Annotated in this window: 18 protein-coding genes; 10 read left to right on the top strand and 8 right to left on the bottom strand. The window is 47.6% G+C overall.

The window, feature by feature from the left end:
• Window positions 1-32: 32 nt before the first annotated feature.
• Together dinB and KNO86_RS11120 are read right to left on the bottom strand one after the other, a co-directional pair.
• Window positions 33-1,124, bottom strand: coding sequence for a DNA polymerase IV (gene dinB, locus KNO86_RS11125; protein ID WP_214696222.1), 1,092 nt, complete (start codon window positions 1,122-1,124; stop codon window positions 33-35).
• A gap of 35 nt (window positions 1,125-1,159) precedes the next feature.
• The gene (locus KNO86_RS11120; RefSeq protein ID WP_214696215.1) at window positions 1,160-2,083 is read right to left on the bottom strand and encodes a magnesium transporter CorA family protein; all 924 of its coding nucleotides are present in this window, start codon (window positions 2,081-2,083) and stop codon (window positions 1,160-1,162) included.
• An 81-nt stretch (window positions 2,084-2,164) separates the two neighbouring features.
• Here KNO86_RS11120 and KNO86_RS11115 point away from each other — a divergent pair, with 81 nt between their 5' ends.
• On the top strand, window positions 2,165-3,124 hold the full coding sequence (locus tag KNO86_RS11115) for an HD domain-containing protein (protein WP_214696214.1): 960 nt from the start codon (window positions 2,165-2,167) through the stop codon (window positions 3,122-3,124).
• A gap of 47 nt (window positions 3,125-3,171) precedes the next feature.
• On the opposite strand, the gene KNO86_RS11110 is transcribed toward KNO86_RS11115, so the two are convergent.
• The gene (locus KNO86_RS11110) at window positions 3,172-4,161 is read right to left on the bottom strand and encodes a peptidylprolyl isomerase (protein WP_214696212.1); all 990 of its coding nucleotides are present in this window, start codon (window positions 4,159-4,161) and stop codon (window positions 3,172-3,174) included.
• Window positions 4,162-4,308: 147 nt separating this feature from the next.
• Between KNO86_RS11110 and KNO86_RS11105 the strand changes: the two genes are divergently transcribed.
• The gene (locus KNO86_RS11105; protein ID WP_251126993.1) at window positions 4,309-4,653 is read left to right on the top strand and encodes a DUF1878 family protein; all 345 of its coding nucleotides are present in this window, start codon (window positions 4,309-4,311) and stop codon (window positions 4,651-4,653) included.
• On the opposite strand, the gene KNO86_RS11100 is transcribed toward KNO86_RS11105, so the two are convergent.
• Window positions 4,637-5,200 carry an HTH-type transcriptional regulator Hpr gene (locus KNO86_RS11100; protein WP_015880933.1) on the bottom strand — a complete coding sequence of 188 codons (564 nt, stop codon included), beginning with the start codon at window positions 5,198-5,200 and terminating at the stop codon, window positions 4,637-4,639. The genes KNO86_RS11105 and KNO86_RS11100 overlap by 17 nt on opposite strands.
• 61 nt (window positions 5,201-5,261) lie before the next feature.
• On the bottom strand, window positions 5,262-5,618 hold the full coding sequence (locus KNO86_RS11095) for a hypothetical protein (protein WP_214696209.1): 357 nt from the start codon (window positions 5,616-5,618) through the stop codon (window positions 5,262-5,264).
• Between the two features lie 168 nt (window positions 5,619-5,786).
• Between KNO86_RS11095 and KNO86_RS11090 the strand changes: the two genes are divergently transcribed.
• Window positions 5,787-6,122 carry a hypothetical protein gene (locus KNO86_RS11090; protein ID WP_214696207.1) on the top strand — a complete coding sequence of 112 codons (336 nt, stop codon included), beginning with the start codon at window positions 5,787-5,789 and terminating at the stop codon, window positions 6,120-6,122.
• 40 nt (window positions 6,123-6,162) lie between these two features.
• Here KNO86_RS11090 and KNO86_RS11085 read toward each other — a convergent pair whose 3' ends face one another.
• Window positions 6,163-6,591, bottom strand: coding sequence for an HIT family protein (locus tag KNO86_RS11085; protein WP_214696201.1), 429 nt, complete (start codon window positions 6,589-6,591; stop codon window positions 6,163-6,165).
• A gap of 128 nt (window positions 6,592-6,719) precedes the next feature.
• Between KNO86_RS11085 and KNO86_RS11080 the strand changes: the two genes are divergently transcribed.
• Window positions 6,720-7,769 carry a hypothetical protein gene (locus tag KNO86_RS11080; protein WP_214696199.1) on the top strand — a complete coding sequence of 350 codons (1,050 nt, stop codon included), beginning with the start codon at window positions 6,720-6,722 and terminating at the stop codon, window positions 7,767-7,769.
• Window positions 7,770-7,817: 48 nt separating this feature from the next.
• Here the strand turns inward: KNO86_RS11080 and KNO86_RS11075 are convergent, their stop codons facing one another.
• Window positions 7,818-8,069, bottom strand: coding sequence for a GlsB/YeaQ/YmgE family stress response membrane protein (locus tag KNO86_RS11075; RefSeq protein WP_214696198.1), 252 nt, complete (start codon window positions 8,067-8,069; stop codon window positions 7,818-7,820).
• A 170-nt stretch (window positions 8,070-8,239) separates the two neighbouring features.
• Here KNO86_RS11075 and KNO86_RS11070 point away from each other — a divergent pair, with 170 nt between their 5' ends.
• Complete coding sequence (locus KNO86_RS11070) at window positions 8,240-8,977, top strand: ABC transporter ATP-binding protein (protein WP_251126992.1); 738 nt, start codon at window positions 8,240-8,242, stop codon at window positions 8,975-8,977.
• On the top strand, window positions 8,974-10,107 hold the full coding sequence (locus KNO86_RS11065) for an ABC transporter permease (protein WP_214696196.1): 1,134 nt from the start codon (window positions 8,974-8,976) through the stop codon (window positions 10,105-10,107). Before KNO86_RS11070 ends, KNO86_RS11065 begins: the two co-directional genes overlap by 4 nt.
• Before the next feature lie 45 nt (window positions 10,108-10,152).
• On the opposite strand, the gene KNO86_RS11060 is transcribed toward KNO86_RS11065, so the two are convergent.
• Window positions 10,153-11,457 (bottom strand): ammonium transporter, encoded by a 1,305-nt coding sequence (locus tag KNO86_RS11060; RefSeq protein WP_224860203.1) that lies wholly within the window; start codon window positions 11,455-11,457, stop codon window positions 10,153-10,155.
• A gap of 121 nt (window positions 11,458-11,578) precedes the next feature.
• Between KNO86_RS11060 and KNO86_RS11055 the strand changes: the two genes are divergently transcribed.
• From KNO86_RS11055 to hemG, 4 genes are all read left to right on the top strand, one after another.
• Window positions 11,579-11,884: a MerR family transcriptional regulator gene (locus KNO86_RS11055; protein ID WP_074032630.1), complete on the top strand. Its 306-nt coding sequence runs from the start codon at window positions 11,579-11,581 to the stop codon at window positions 11,882-11,884.
• A gap of 116 nt (window positions 11,885-12,000) precedes the next feature.
• Window positions 12,001-13,050, top strand: coding sequence for a uroporphyrinogen decarboxylase (gene hemE, locus KNO86_RS11050; RefSeq protein ID WP_074032631.1), 1,050 nt, complete (start codon window positions 12,001-12,003; stop codon window positions 13,048-13,050).
• Window positions 13,047-13,976 (top strand): ferrochelatase, encoded by a 930-nt coding sequence (gene hemH, locus KNO86_RS11045; protein WP_214696193.1) that lies wholly within the window; start codon window positions 13,047-13,049, stop codon window positions 13,974-13,976. Before hemE ends, hemH begins: the two co-directional genes overlap by 4 nt.
• Window positions 13,969-15,354 carry a protoporphyrinogen oxidase gene (gene hemG / locus KNO86_RS11040; RefSeq protein ID WP_214696191.1) on the top strand — a complete coding sequence of 462 codons (1,386 nt, stop codon included), beginning with the start codon at window positions 13,969-13,971 and terminating at the stop codon, window positions 15,352-15,354. Before hemH ends, hemG begins: the two co-directional genes overlap by 8 nt.
• Window positions 15,355-15,420 lie beyond the last annotated feature (66 nt).

Raw genomic sequence — 15,420 nt, 5'->3', positions numbered from 1 at the left:
CCCCCTTTTTCTCTATTTTAATGAATGGTCATTCATTCTTCAAGAGAAGGTTTTGTCAGTTCGTCAAATGTCAGTTGACGTGTGGATTCAGTTCGAGGAATCAAGTCGGATACGGTCAGCCCAATCAAGCGAACGGGCTCGGTGACATTCATCTCATCGAAGAGGCGTCTCGCCAGTCGTCGAATTTCGTTATGGTCATGCGTCGGATGATTCAATTTGATTTGATGACTTCTAGCCTGAAACTCGCTCGTCTTTAATTTGATCGTGACGGTTTGGCAACTCAGTTCACGGCGGTCGAGCTGACGCAACACGTCTTCCATTTCGGGAATGACCCGTTCGAATACTTCCTCGGGGTCGTCGATGTCAAACGCAAACGTCGTTTCCGACCCGATTGACTTACGCTCACGCGTGGCGACGACAGGACGCGTATCTCGTCCATGTGCCAATTCATACAGTTGTTGTCCGCGATCATGTCCAAAGATGGCCTTCAGTTGTTCGGGACGAGCTTGTTGAAGGTCACCGATTGTATGATAGCCACTTTTGTAAAGCGTTTGGGCGGTCACTTTTCCGACACCGTGCATCGCTTCGATGGAAAGGGGAGAGAGAAAATCAGCGACTTTCTCAGACGAGACGACGGTAAGGCCGCTGGGCTTATCAAAGCCGGACGCAATTTTTGCGACAAACTTTGAAGGCGCGACGCCAGCGGATGCCGTAAGACCGGTACGGCGTTTAATCTCTCCTAGAATATAACGGGCAATATACGGACTCGATGTGCTCAACAGCGTATTTTCGGTCACGTCCAAATAGGCTTCGTCAAGGGATAACGGTTCGACGAGAGGAGTGACCGACTTAAAGATGTCCATGACCTGCGCGCTGACTTGTCGATAGGCTTGGAATCGTGGTTTGACAAACGTGGCGTGTGGACACAAGGCAAAAGCGCGACGTGATGACATCGCGCTGTGTACACCGTACTTCCTCGCTTCATATGAACAAGTGGCAACGACTCCACGACTGTGAGGTGGTCCACCGACGATGACCGGTTTCCCACGTAAATTTGGACGATCCCGTTGTTCGACGGAGGCATAAAAGGCATCCATGTCCACATGAATGATGAGTCGTTCCATAACATCACCTTTCCTGTGCAAATCTCTTTTCTTTATTATAACGAACTTTTGTTCGTTTTTTTAGGATTTTGTTTTACTTTATTCTTAGATGAAGTGGTTTGATTCGGGAATTGTAACAACGATCCAATCCAATTCTTCCGTTTCAACCATACTTGAATGATAAGAGTGAAGAATAGAATCATCAACCAGGCGAACGCGTAACCGAACGGCCAATCCAGTTCAGGCATCTCTTTAAAGTTCATTCCCCATACGGCACCGAACGCGACGACAGGGGTGGTGAGTGCCGTGAAGACGGTGAGTGCCTTCATGATTTCATTTCCCCGAAAGTTAGAAAGTGTCGAGGCGAGGTCTGTCATCGCGATAACGTCCCCTTGATAGTGGTTGATTAACGTCAATAGTCGACTGACTCGATAATCCGCGAGTTGATAAGGTCTCAACGTTTGTAGGTCGATATCGAGAAAGGCCTCACGTCCTGCCATGACGAGTTCTTTATAAGGAGTGACCGTATCGGACCACCGTTCGATTTCACTCCGAAGACCAAAGATTTCATTCATGAACGTGGCAGGGACTTGTCCTGCCATTTCTCGCTGTGCCACGAGAAGTCGTTCTTCGAATTCATCGATTCCGTGAAAGTAATTGTTCATTCGTTCGGCGAGCAACTCATAGAACGCTTCAATCGGTGAGTTGCAGTCTTTCGCAAGGACCGACTCGTGATGCAAATCGTCAAATCCAATCGTCCATAAAAAATCAGGGCCGATAAAATAGTGTCCGATTTTCTGAGGCTCGCGTTCTAACTGCTCGTAGTCGAGTGTGAGTGACCCGTACATATAACCATCCTCGACCACGATTTTTGTGACGCTTGCGGTCGTCAACTGCTCGAGCCAATACGTATAGGCCAGTGCATATCGAGAATCTACTTTCACATAATCCTCGGGGCGCGTGTACCAATCCCATTCCATCGTCTATTCCTCCAATTCGCTATAGTAGTAGTATTCCCAAATTGTCAGGAATGTTGGCATCTGTCGCAAAGTTTCGATAAGATGAAGGTACTGAACAAGAGAGAGGTGCTTTCATTGACGACAAAAATCGGTCAGCTCAAAGTGGGCGACACGCTAGACCAATATGTCATGATCAAACAATCGTATAAGGGACTTGCCGGGAACGGAAAGCCTTATTTAACATTAATCCTGTGCGACGAGAGTGGAGAAATTGAAACAAAGTTATGGGATAGTTCGGATACCGAAAAGTATGCGACGAAAAAAATCGTCCATGCGGCAGGTGAAGTGATGGACTATCGTGGACGGACGCAATTGAAGTTAAAGCAAATTTCAATCATCGAGCAAGAAGTCGATATCGCCCCGTACGTTCGGTCGGCGCCGATTCCGAAGTCGGAACTTGAAACGACCATCCGTGAGTTCATCACGTCACTGCAACACGATGACATTCGTCGTCTCGTTGAAGAAATCGTCAATCGTCACGAAGAGGCATACTTCACGTATCCAGCTGCTGTGCGACATCATCACGCGGTCTATTCAGGACTCGCATTCCACGTCATGTCGATGCTGAAGCTTGCGGACACGATGTGTGACCTGTATCCATCGTTGAACCGAGACCTGTTGATTGCCGGCGTGATCTTGCATGATTTGGCGAAAGTCATCGAGTTATCGGATGCGATCACACCAGAATACACGCTTGAAGGCAAGTTGCTCGGTCATCTCTCACTCATGGCATCTGAAATTGAAGTCGTGTCACGTGAGCTCGGGACGGACCGAGAAGTGACGACGTTGTTGCAACATCTCGTCTTAAGCCATCATGGGAAACCGGAGTGGGGATCGGCGAATACGCCACAACTCCCTGAAGCGGAGATGCTGTTCTTCATCGACAACATCGACGCGCGGATGAACATGTTCGAAAAAGCGTATGAAGGCGTCGAGCCGGGTACGTTTACGGAGCGTGTCATGGCACTCGATAACCGTGCCTTCTATCGTCCAAAGTTATAATATGTCCATAAAAAAATGGCGCTCCATTGCGGAGTGCCATTTTTGTCTTATTGTTCAGTCGATTCTTCAGAAGACTCGTCTGCGTTTTTGATTGCTTCTTTGACAGCGTCAAATTGTTGCTCTGCTTTTGCATCTTTTACGTCAACGTTGTATTTTTCAATCAACTCCGCGTAAATTTTGTTTGCATCGACAGAAGCTGATTTTTCTGTTGCCAACTCTTCACGAATACGGTCTTTCTCGTCTTCGAGTTTCAAGTCTTTCTCTTTACGGTCTGTTACTTTAATGACGTGGAAACCGAATTGCGATTGGATTGGCTCAGAGACTTTTCCGACGACGTCCTCTTTGAATGCATATTCTTCGAATTCAGGTACCATCGTGCCTGTAGAGAAGTAACCGAGTTCTCCACCTTGCTCACCAGAACCTGTATCTGTTGATTTTTCTTTCGCGAGTTCAGCGAAGTCTGCACCGTCATTCAACTGTTTGATGATGTCCTGTGCTTCTTCTTCTGATTCGACGAGGATGTGGCTAGCTTCCACTTCCACGTTTTCTTTAGCGAACTGTGCTTCGACTTCTTCATCTGTCACGTCGACAAGTTCAGATTTAGCTGCGTCGACAAGCATTTGTCCGCGAAGCGCTTCTTTGAATTCTTCGGTTCCGCTCATGCCGGCTTGTTGAATCGCTTGTTCGAATTCTTCTTTTGAGTTGAATTGTTCTTCTGTCTTGCTGAACTCTTCATCTACTTTTTCTTGCTCGACTTGGTCACCGTACTCTTTTTCAAGAAGTGCATTCATCGTCTCTTGGAATGCGAGTTGTGGCACCATGCGGTCGTAACTCATGTCCGCGATTTCACCGCGTGTGATTTCGCCGCCTTTATATGTGACGACTGCTGAATTATCTGATTCTCCGCCGCCTGCGCTTGTTGCTGCGTATGTGCCGCCAGCACCGATGATCAGTGCAAGTGCAGATGCACCGATGAGAGCGCCGGTTGAGAATTTTTTATCTTGCTTTTTTGGTTCGTTAGTCATTCCGTTTGACATGTATTCCACCCCTAATAATTCTTTAAAGTTTCTAAGTCCGACTATATCACATTTTCCTAATCATGACAGCTGTTCTCTTGTCTGTACAGTATCATAGCACACAATCCTGTCGTATAATGATGTAATAGAATGTGAAATGATGGGGTGATGGTAGTGTCACTAGAAGAGAAGGTCGAGCATTTATCATATCAGATGAAGATCTTACTCGAGATTGTCGATTGGACGGACCGTCCGTTTGAATATGAAGTGATTCGAGCGAACTTGACAAAGCAGGACGTAGAGGCGTTTTATCAGTTGCTTGATGATATTCGGGCACGACAAAACGAGCAAATGCGCTATGGGTTTACGTCCATAGAGCCGTTGCTCGTCCACTTTGTGGGTATGTTGGATTCAAGGCTCGACGTAAAAACGATTCTTGGGGCATGCGTCCGTCAAGGAATCGAGTTAGACGTCACAGAGCCACTCTATCGGCAGGTTAGGCTTCTTGACTGAGTTCATCCTCATCAGGACGTCTGCCTGCCTCTTCTGTGATCATTTTTGATGTTTCAGCAAAGATATCCATGAAGTTGTCGCCATATAAACGACGCACGATGGCCGTCATGTCTGTTAAGTCAGGGAACTTGCCATAAAGTTCTTGGAGCGGAAGTGAAGCGCGGAATACGCCGTTTCCTTCTGGATCAAACGCGTGAATCGTTTCAAGCAACAACGATTCTCCTTCAGGTGTCAATTGGACATACGTGTTTCGCTTGTCCGTCTCTTTTTTCGAAAACGTAAGTAATCCACGATCTTCTAACTTCTTCGAGAAGTTGAAAGCGGTCGAGACGTGCATGACGCCATATTTTGCAATTTCAGAGATCGATGCGCCGCCTAACGCGTGGGCAATCCATAAGATGTGGTGCTCATTGATGTTTAAATCAAATGGTTTAATCCAGTTTTGCCAATCTTTTTCGACGGTTTTCCACAAAGCCTTACTCAATTGAATGATTTTGTGGCTATAGAGCATGGCCTCAGGGCCAGTGAATTCTTTTTCGTGTTCCATTTCGATCCATCCTTTCCGGATAAAAAATCAAAAGTAATCGACGGACGATGACCTCAAACACTCATTGTGTTTGATTGGCAGTGTTGTCAGTCATAGCAGACTGTACGTTCGAGAGTTCCTGAAGGTTCCCTTGAATTCGCTCGACTGAAGGCTGAATGTCTTGTTGATAGCGTTCGACTTCGGCTTTCACTTGATCAGTCAATTCTTTTCCTTGCAGTTTCCCTGCGGCGGCAACTTGCGATGCATGTTTCGCCACATTCCCAAATTGTTCTTTTAGCGTAGTGATTGTGGATGCTCGATGTTGTTGAGCAGCAGCATCGTTTGCGGTACCTCTCGCCAGTTTTTTAAACGTGGCAACTCCTAAAAATGCTAAAACAAAGCCGAAAGCAATCCAATCTCGACGTTGGCGACTCGACAAAACATTCCCCTCCTCAAGCTCGGATAATCCGAATTACATTCTTTTCATATTATTTTACCAAAAAAGAGTGATTAAAAACCTATATCGCAAATAAAATTTTTCAGAACATTCAATTTTGACCGAAAAATCATTTTATTTTAAAATATAGGTAAAGGAAGGTGATCCTCAGTGGAGAAAGCGAAGCGTTGGGTAGATGACATGCTTGACCTGTATCTCGCTGCGAAACGACTGGGAGATGACACTTGGGCCGACTCCATTATGAACACACTAGAGGCGGGGTATGAAGCGTCGAAACAAACAGAGCAGGCACGCGAAGAATCGATACGAGAAAAACGTATGCTTGAAATAGATACCCGTCTAACCGAATTACGAAAAGAATTTGAACAAGCGACATCTGTTAAGACGCGTCAACAGTTATACGAAGTGGCAATCAAACTTCAGGTCGAGCGAGCGCAATTAGAAGAAGAACGGAAACGTCACCTTGATTCAATCAATCAATCATAAAAAACGAGACCCGTCATCGATTGACGGGTCTCGGTCTGTCTTAAACGTGTGATTGAATATTCGATGCGAGGGTTGTGAGTTCTTCAGATGTGAACGCATCATTTTGTGTAATCCATTTTGCTCCGAATCCATCTTCGTGTCCGAAACGTGGAATTAAATGAATGTGGAAGTGATAGACCGTTTGTCCGGCAACTTCCTCAGCATTCGACAAGACGTTCATGCCGATTGCCCCTGTTTCGCGTTGAATGGCCTTCGCGATGGTCGGGACGCGTTTGAAGACGTCCGCTGCGACCTCTTCAGGTAGCTCGTAAACGTTTTTCGCATGATGTTTCGGAATGACGAGCGTGTGACCTTTTGTCACTTGCGAGAGGTCGAGGAAAGCGACGACCGCCTCATCTTCATATACCCGATACGACGGGATTTCTTGTTGAGCGATTTTGCAAAAGATACAGGTTGGATCGGTATGCATCTATATTCCTCCGTTCTAAAAGTCATTTCTGTTTCATCATACCACGGAAATTCAGGCGCAAGAACGATTGGAAGAGAGATTGATTCCTTTTATACTTGAAGTAAGCACTGAAGAAAGGAGGCGAAAAGATGTCGTATACAAGAAGTCGAAAGAAAGAACGTCATTCCAAAATGATTCTTCTATTATCTATTTTCACCATTTTAGTCGGAGCCATTGTCTTCTATATATATGGATACAAACCGGCGGCGGAGCAAGATAAGATTCACGTCGCATTTAAAGAGGCCTTATTAGAGGAAGACCGTGCTTTCTTTGAGGAAAAGGTAGAATATCAAGGCGAAACGTTAACGCGTGCCGAAGCGCTGCGGTTTATGGGCTGGCTGAACGATGAAAAATCCATTCGTGGCGATGCCATCGCCGAAGTCGCACAAGATCGTGCGAATCGGACGAAAGGCATGGAAGCGGAAGGGCTGTTTCGATTGATTGATACAGGTGAAGGGCGCTTTGGCTTTTCAGATTATCGGATTGAGTTATTGCCACAACGAATCGATGTCACTTCAGACGTACCGTTGACGAATATTTGGGTCGATGGGCAGCGCGTCGGTCGGATTGATGAAGCGAACGGACGATTCACGTTCGAGAAGATGCCAGGAAGTTATGATGTGAAGGCGGTCGCCGTGGCGAATGGTGAGACGGTGTCCGAAACAGAGACGATTCAATTGATCACGTCCGAATCGATTGATTATGCACTCATGCCGGAATCGAGCGAAGCGATTGCGGGGCAATTCGATTTGAAGCGAGCAGAGCTCATTGAGATTGAGGTTGAGGCGCAAACCGGTCATCCGTTAGAAACGATTGATTCATTAATCGGGCAATCGGAAGGAAAGGTTCAAGAAACGTTAGGAGAGCCAGATGGGAAACGTGATGGGAAATGGGATTATGAACGTTTGACCATCGTGTTTGAAGAGGGGGACGTGCAATCGGTTATGGTTGATCTTGATAAACGACCAGACGACTTGATTGCATTACTCGGCGAACCGAAAGAAAAGACGGAACACAAACTCGGCACAGAGTGGGATTACGGTCAATCCTTCTTCGAATCGTTCTTCACGTTCTTTGGTCTTGAGACGGAGAAGCAGTTTATTGAAAAAAATGACGCGATGTATTTATTGATTCAATGAAAAAAAGAGGGACATTCCATTACGGAAGCCCCTCCTGTACATAAATAATTATTTCTTACGCATTGATTTCATGACGAACGACACGATCAAGATAAGAACAATCGCACCGATAAGAGCTGGGATAATCGCGATATCCGCTACGATTGGTCCGAAATCACCGAAGATGAGTCCACCCAACCAAGCACCGATGATCCCTGCGATGATGTTACCGATGATTCCACCTGGTACGTCCTTACCTAAAATTAATCCTGCTAACCAACCGATGATACCTCCGATAATCAAATAAAGAATAAACCCCATAATTCATTTCTCCTTCCTCTGTTTGCCCATTGTTCTTTTCAACGATTTTGTGGAACAATGGGAGTACTGATGTTTTATTTTAAAATGCCTTACAGTTCAGATTATTCCCATGTGACAACATTTAAAACATATACCACGAAAAAAAGTTGAAAATGAAAGGTGTGGTTTTCATGCTGCACGTCGATCGATTGAACGGCGGATATATCGGTAAACAAGTTTTGCATGACGTTTCGTTTGAAGTGAACAAAGGAGAACTCGTTGGGTTAATAGGGCTAAATGGAGCTGGTAAATCGACGACGATCAAACACATTTTGGGTCTGTTGTCACCACTGTCCGGAAAAATCGAAATTGATGGAGAAACATTAGAGTCTTCAGAGAAAAGGTATCGTAAGAAAGTAAGTTACATACCGGAGACACCGATTTTATACGAGACGTTAACCTTACAAGAACACATTGAGTTGATGGGGAAAGCATATGACGTAAGTCCTGAAGAATTGACCGAACGGACAAATCGCTTAGCGAAAGAAATGCGAATGGAAAAACAGCTCACATGGTTCCCGTCCGTCTTCTCGAAAGGGATGCGTCAAAAGGCGATGATCTTATGTGCGCTCGTGACGAAGACACCGCTCCTCATCGTCGATGAGCCGTTCGTTGGTCTCGATCCATTAGCGATTCGTCAGTTGCTGCAACTCTTTGATGAGTACAAACAAGACTGTGCGATTTTGATGTCGACCCATATTCTTGAGACTGCGGAGCGGCATTGCGACCGTTTCGTCTTCCTTCATCAAGGTGTCGTCATTGCGAACGGAACGGCCGCACAGTTGCGAGACAAGTATCAATTGTCACCTGATGCGACACTCGATGACATTTATGTAGAGGCGATTGCGTCGGAGGAACGGTCGTCATGAATCGATTTACTTCAAGACTCGGCAACTGGATGGAAGAAGTCGTCAAATATAGTCGCTACGTCGCAAACGGCGGACTCTTGTTCACGCTCTACTTCACTTTGATTTACGGGGCATTCGTCTATAACAACTTTTTAGAACGTATTGATGGGACGTTCCCGGGGGTGTGGATTGCCGCAACGGTTCTCATTCTCATCCCGCTCGGCCATCGACCGAGAACGTTTATCCAAGAGGCGGATCAAGTGTTCCTCCTCCCTGAATTAGGGACGATTCGCTCCTATATGATTGGTGTGCGCTTGTTCAATATCGGATTCGCGACAATCCGTGCACTCCTTCTCTTACTCATTTTATTGCCGCTTCTCGTGCGGACGGAGAGCTATACGGGAATTGAGGTATTATCGTTCGTTGTCACGATGACGTTACTGTCGGCTGCGGGTCGATTGGCAAAAGTGGAAGGGGTACGCGAATGGCTCATCGTCCCGTTCGCGCTCGTGAGCGGCGCATGTCTTCTAATGGATTGGACAGAGTGGGCGTGGGTGCCCGCGTTCATGCCGTTCATTTTCTTACATGTAAAACGAAACGAACGAATCCCACTCTTACACTGGTTGGCGCTTGAGGAGAAGAGTCGGGCTCAGTTTGAACGAGTCATCAGCTGGTTCGTCGACTTGCCGACCTTGAAAGAAGAAGTGCGGGAACGACGACTTCTGACAAAGCTGCTCGAAAAACGAGTGCTCCAACGCGTCGATGCGTCCCGTTACGTGTACGGTCTTCGGATTATTCGTTCGAACGACTCCCTCGACCTGATCCTTCGATTGACGGCGGTGGCGCTCATCGTCATGTGGATGTCAGGCGGTTGGTATGTAGGATTCGTCACACCACTATTCGTAGGGTTGACAGCGTTACAGCTCGTTCCATTGTTTAAACGGTTAGAGGCGATTTCCATTGTGTCCTGGCTACCAATCACTCGTCAAGAGCGGATCGAAGGCTATTCGTGGTGGGCGATGCGGTTACTCATCGTGCAATCCATCGTGCTCGTACTCGCCTCGGTTGGATTTGGTGCGACATGGGACGCGGCAGTCGGGCTGGTTTTATCCATCGTGGTCATTCGTTACTATTTAAGACGGTTGACATGAAAAGAAGGACATCCGATTCTGGATGTCCTTCTCGCGTGATTGATGTTATTTCTTAGGAGACATGACCGATACGCTTGAACCGAGAATCTTCGGAAGGCGTCCTGGTTTCTCTGTTGTTTCTTCGACTTCACCATATGCTGATACACCATGCTCTGCGATATCGAGACCGACATCTTCTTGTTCTTCCGTGACACGAAGTCCGATTGTGACGTCAAGGAGTTTCAAGAAAGCATAGCTTCCGCCACCGGCGATGACCATGGCGATCAATACACCGAGTGTCTGAACGCCGAGCTGTGTCAAACCGCCGCCGTAGAAGAGTCCTGCAGAACCGATTCCTGTAATCTCGACGAGTCGAGGAGAAGCGAAGAAGCCGAGTGCGAGTGTTCCGATGATCCCAGCCACCCCGTGTACGGAGAAGGCACAGAGTGGGTCATCTACATATTTCGCCATCAAGATGCTTGTTCCGTATGTTGCGATTGATGCGAGTGCACCGATGACGACGGCTGCCCAAGGTTCCACAAACGCACAAGCTGCTGTGATGGCAACGAGTGCTCCGAGAACACCGTTGACGATCGTTGGAATGTCCGCCGTTTTACGGTGGAGCATGACGATGGCAAGGGCACCGAGCGCACCAGCTGCTGTTGCGAGCATTGTTGTCAACGCCACGTAACCGAAGAATCCGTCAGCGACCGACATCGTCGAACCAGCATTGAATCCGAACCAGCAAAGCCAGAGTACGAGACCGCCAACGACCGTCAAGACGTGGTTGTGACCAGCGAGTGATTCCGTCTTGCGACGTGGTTTCAGGATGATGGTCGCCATGAGAGCTGCCATCCCACCTTGAAGGTGAACGACCGCCGAACCTGCGAAGTCTTGCATCCCCATCGATCCAAGCATTCCGCCAGCCCATACTGAGCGTGCAACGATTGGGTAGAGGATGGCAACGAAGAAGATACCGAAGAGAACGTAGGCAGAAAGCTTAGCCCGTTCCGCAAATCCACCCCAAGCGATGGCGAGGGATACCGCAACGAATGATAACTGGAATAAGAATTTGATGTCGATTGATACGTTCGCCCAATCGAGGCTTGTGAACGATCCGCTTAAGAAGAATCCTTCTGTTCCAAACCAAGTCGTTCCGTCACCGAATGAGAGGCCGAATCCGACCGCCCAAAAAGCGAGTGCCGCCACAGAGAGGCTGATAATTTGTTTGACCGCGACGTGACCGGCGTTCTTCGCCCGAAGCGTCCCTGTCTCGAGTAATCCGAAACCTAATTGCATCGTCAATACGAGCAATGCAGCGATGAGTACATACAGCGTGTCCATATAATAGAGAATGTCTTCCATGTTCATGCCCTCCTTTTTCTTAGGTGCTTTCCAAAAGTTGACTTCAGTGTAAAACGAAAATTTGATGTTGGATTGCATTTTGTCAGATTATCTGACATAGTTTTTTTATTAAGGAGGGCGAGGGTGAATGGACTATAAATCGAAGAAAGTAATCGGGATGGGCGTCGTGACTGAGTTGACGGGACTTTCTGAGCGTCAGGTCCGTTATTATGAAGAAAAAGGTCTCGTCTTTCCTGAACGTACGAAAGGCGGTTCACGTAAATATTCTTTCCATGACGTGGAGCGTTTGGTCGAAGTGGCGACCAAACTAGAGGATGGGTGGCGAATTCAAGATATTAAAGAGCGCGAGCGTCGATTATCGGCGAAGCAGCGTGATGATTTGATTCGCGGTCAGTTGAATTCGGCTTTCCGAACATTTCCGACAAAAAAATGACACAAAGAAAACACAATGAAAATGCTTCACATTAGCATAATTCTAATTAATTTCTGTATAATGTTTTTGAGTTCACAAACACGAGAATAAAGAGTGTAGGAGAAATTTAGAGGGGAATGACGCGACGTATGAACGATACTATTTTAAAAGCGTTTAAAGGAGAGGCGACGGACTATGTACCTGTATGGTATATGCGCCAAGCCGGACGCTATCAACCGGAATATCGAGAGATTAAAAAGACGAGGTCACTATTCGAGATCACGCATGATCCTGAACTTTGTGCATATGTCACGGAACTTCCGGTGAAACAACTCGGAGTCGACGCGGCCATTCTATATAAAGACATCATGACGCCACTTCCATCGATGGGAGTGGATGTCGAGATTAAGAGCGGAATCGGACCGGTCATCGACAACCCATATCGAACGATGGAAGATGTGGAACGCTTAAAGCCGTTAAACCCAGATGATATCTCATACGTCTTCGACACAATCCGTTTACTTCGGGAACGATTAGAAGTACCGCTCATCGGCTTTTCAGGGGCGCCGTTCACATTGGCGAGCTACATGATCGAAGGTGGTCCATCACGGAACTACCATCGCACGAAAGCGCTCATGTATGCAGAACCGGATGTCTGGAATGCATTGATGGAAAAACTCGGTGATATGGTTATCACGTATGCGAAGGCGCAAGCGGATGCTGGCATTCAGGCGTTCCAATTGTTTGATTCGTGGGTCGGGACGCTCAGCCGTAAAGACTACGCGCGTTACATCAAGCCGACGACGGAACGTATTTTCAAAGAATTACGTTCTCTTGACATCCCGCTCATCATGCATGGAGTCGGAGCGAGTCATCAAATCGAAGAATGGCACGACCTTCCACTTGATGTGGTCGGACTCGATTGGCGTCTATCCGTACAAGAAGCGCGCGACCGCGGGATCACAAAGGCTGTCCAAGGAAACTTGGACCCGTCGTTCTTACTGGCACCGTGGCCGGTCATCGAAGAGAAGGTAAAAGAAATTTTAGATGAAGGAATGAAGCAGCCAGGATACGTCTTCAACTTGGGACATGGGGTGTTCCCAGAAGTCGATCCAGCCGTACTCGTCAAATTGACGGCATTCATTCACGATTACTCACGCGAAAAAATGGGAGGCAATGAATCATGAAAACAGTCGGACTACTTGTCATGGCGTACGGGACACCGTACAAGCCGGAAGATATCGAACGCTACTACACGCACATTCGGTACGGACGTAAACCATCGCCGGAAGCGCTCCAAGATTTAACGGAACGCTATGAAGCGATTGGCGGCGTATCTCCACTCGCAAAAATCACGATCGATCAAGCGGAGACGCTTCGTGATATCTTGAATGAGCGCCATGTAGGTGAAATCGAGTTCAAACTGTATATCGGATTGAAGCATATCGAACCGTTCGTAGAAGATGCGGTCGCGCAAATGGCGAACGACGGCATTAAAGAAGCGGTATCGGTCGTCTTGGCACCTCATTACTCGTCATATAGCGTCAAGTCATATAACGGTCGTGCTCATGAAGAAGCAGCGAAGTATGGCATCGACATCCGTTCAGTCGACTCATGGTATGATGAGCCGAAATTTATTAACTGGTGGGCAGAGGCGATCAAAGAGACGTTCGCGAACTTGCCTGTACCGGCTGAAAAAGCATGTCTCATCGTATCAGCACATAGTCTTCCTGAAAAGATCTTGGCTGGGGGCGACCCGTATCCAGATCAATTGAAAGAGACGGCAGATAAGATTGCTCAGGCGACAGGTGTACCAAACGTTGAAGTTGGTTGGCAGTCAGAAGGAAACACACCGGATCCATGGATTGGACCGGACGTGCAAGATTTGACGGCTGAACTTTATGAAAAACATGGCTACGAAGCGTTCGTTTACACGCCGGTCGGCTTTGTCGCAGACCATCTCGAAGTATTATTCGACAACGATGTCGAATGTAAAGTCGTCTGTGACCGCCTCGGTGTCCACTACGCACGTCCAGCTATGCCAAATGCAGAGCGAAGCTTCATCGAAGCCATCGCGGATCGAATGGAAAGCGTGATCGTGCATCATGCGTAATTTTACGATTGTCGGTGGTGGGATCACAGGTCTCACCGCCGCTTTTTATGCGGAGCGTTATTTGCCGGAAGACGTATCAATCACATTGCTCGAGGCGACAGACCGTCTCGGTGGAAAGATTGACACGTATGAGACGGGCGAGTTTGCGGTTGAACGCGGACCAGATTCGTACGTTTTTCGAAAGACAGCCATGACAGAATTGATTGAAGACGTCGGTTTGGGTGACGAACTCGTTCGAAACGGCGTCGGACAGGCTTATGTTCTCCATCGTGACGGACTCCATCCAATTCCAAAGCAGACAGTGATGGGAATCCCGCTCGACGTCAACGCGTTTCGTGAGACGACGTTGCTCTCGGAAGAAGAACACGAAGACTTGAAAAAAATGTTACTGACACCACCTGATGTAGAAGCACCAGATTCGGACGTCTCGCTTGGTCTTTACCTTCGTGAACGTGTCGGGGACCCAATCGTCGACCGCTTGATCGAACCGTTGCTCTCTGGTATCTACGCCGGGGACATCGATCAAATGAGTGCGATGTCGACATTCCCACAGTTCATCGAGGGAGAAAAGAAATACGGGAACTTGTATGAAGGGATGCGTCATCTACGTCCCGAACAACGGGTCGCTGAGGTCGGGGCGAAAAAAGTAGGGCAGTTTGCCTCATTAAAACGAGGACTCAAATCGCTCACGGATCGTCTGGCCGAACGATTGGAACGGACGGAGATTGTATTGAACTGTGCCGTCGAACAAGTGTCCGAGCGCGAGGACGGGTATCGGTTATTTACGAATCGTGGAGATATCGACACGGATCATCTCGTATTGACGGTCCCACCACGCCTCATTCGTCAGTTCCTCCCGAAAGTCGATAGTGACTTTTTGGCGGATATGAAACCACATGCGACGGCGACTTGCTCGCTTGTCTTTAAAGAAGAAGATATCGAGCTCCCATTCGTCGGGACGGGATTTGTGACGAGTCAGGAAGCAGATGTGACGATTACGGCTTGTACGTTCATCGACCAAAAGTGGCCACATGCCGTGCCGAAAGGGTATCACGTCCTCCGTGTCTTTTTAGGTCGTCCGGGGGCAGATGACATCGTGGAAGCGTCCGATGAAGAAATCATCGAGACAGCGTTACATGATCTTCGAGGTCTCATGCAAATTCACCGTGATCCGATTCAGACAGTCGTCAGTAGACTTCGTGACGGACTGCCACCGTATGCCGTCTTTCATGCGGACCGCGTCAAAGCGCTTCGTGCCGAGATGAGCCGGGTATATCCTGGAGTCATTCTGGCTGGAATCGCCTATGACGGAATCGGGATGCCGGACTGTGTGAAGAGTGTGCGGGAACAAGTGAAAGCATTGCGTGAAAAAAATTGAGATTTGATGAAGGGAGGGTTCGGATTGTTCCGAATCCCTCTCTTTTTGTTATAGTTAGAAGCGAAA

Source organism: Exiguobacterium sp. s160 (genome assembly GCF_018617575.1).
In the GTDB taxonomy this organism is placed as follows: domain Bacteria; phylum Bacillota; class Bacilli; order Exiguobacteriales; family Exiguobacteriaceae; genus Exiguobacterium; species Exiguobacterium aestuarii_A.
The sequence above is the reverse complement of the archived record's forward strand: the minus strand, read 5'-3'. Positions and strand labels throughout refer to the sequence as shown.

Excerpts from the sequence above, each read along its gene's own strand:
- dinB (WP_214696222.1), bottom strand. The coding sequence starts at position 1,124 with ATGGAACGACTCATCATTCATGTGGACATGGATGCCTTTTATGCCTCC.
- KNO86_RS11120 (WP_214696215.1), bottom strand. The coding sequence starts at position 2,083 with ATGGAATGGGATTGGTACACGCGCCCCGAGGATTATGTGAAAGTAGAT.
- KNO86_RS11115 (WP_214696214.1), top strand. The coding sequence starts at position 2,165 with ATGAAGGTACTGAACAAGAGAGAGGTGCTTTCATTGACGACAAAAATC.
- KNO86_RS11110 (WP_214696212.1), bottom strand. The coding sequence starts at position 4,161 with ATGTCAAACGGAATGACTAACGAACCAAAAAAGCAAGATAAAAAATTC.
- KNO86_RS11105 (WP_251126993.1), top strand. The coding sequence starts at position 4,309 with ATGGTAGTGTCACTAGAAGAGAAGGTCGAGCATTTATCATATCAGATG.
- KNO86_RS11100 (WP_015880933.1), bottom strand. The coding sequence starts at position 5,200 with ATGGAACACGAAAAAGAATTCACTGGCCCTGAGGCCATGCTCTATAGC.
- KNO86_RS11085 (WP_214696201.1), bottom strand. The coding sequence starts at position 6,591 with ATGCATACCGATCCAACCTGTATCTTTTGCAAAATCGCTCAACAAGAA.
- KNO86_RS11080 (WP_214696199.1), top strand. The coding sequence starts at position 6,720 with ATGTCGTATACAAGAAGTCGAAAGAAAGAACGTCATTCCAAAATGATT.
- KNO86_RS11075 (WP_214696198.1), bottom strand. The coding sequence starts at position 8,069 with ATGGGGTTTATTCTTTATTTGATTATCGGAGGTATCATCGGTTGGTTA.
- KNO86_RS11070 (WP_251126992.1), top strand. The coding sequence starts at position 8,240 with ATGCTGCACGTCGATCGATTGAACGGCGGATATATCGGTAAACAAGTT.
- KNO86_RS11065 (WP_214696196.1), top strand. The coding sequence starts at position 8,974 with ATGAATCGATTTACTTCAAGACTCGGCAACTGGATGGAAGAAGTCGTC.
- KNO86_RS11060 (WP_224860203.1), bottom strand. The coding sequence starts at position 11,457 with ATGAACATGGAAGACATTCTCTATTATATGGACACGCTGTATGTACTC.
- KNO86_RS11055 (WP_074032630.1), top strand. The coding sequence starts at position 11,579 with ATGGACTATAAATCGAAGAAAGTAATCGGGATGGGCGTCGTGACTGAG.
- hemE (WP_074032631.1), top strand. The coding sequence starts at position 12,001 with ATGACGCGACGTATGAACGATACTATTTTAAAAGCGTTTAAAGGAGAG.
- hemH (WP_214696193.1), top strand. The coding sequence starts at position 13,047 with ATGAAAACAGTCGGACTACTTGTCATGGCGTACGGGACACCGTACAAG.
- hemG (WP_214696191.1), top strand. The coding sequence starts at position 13,969 with ATGCGTAATTTTACGATTGTCGGTGGTGGGATCACAGGTCTCACCGCC.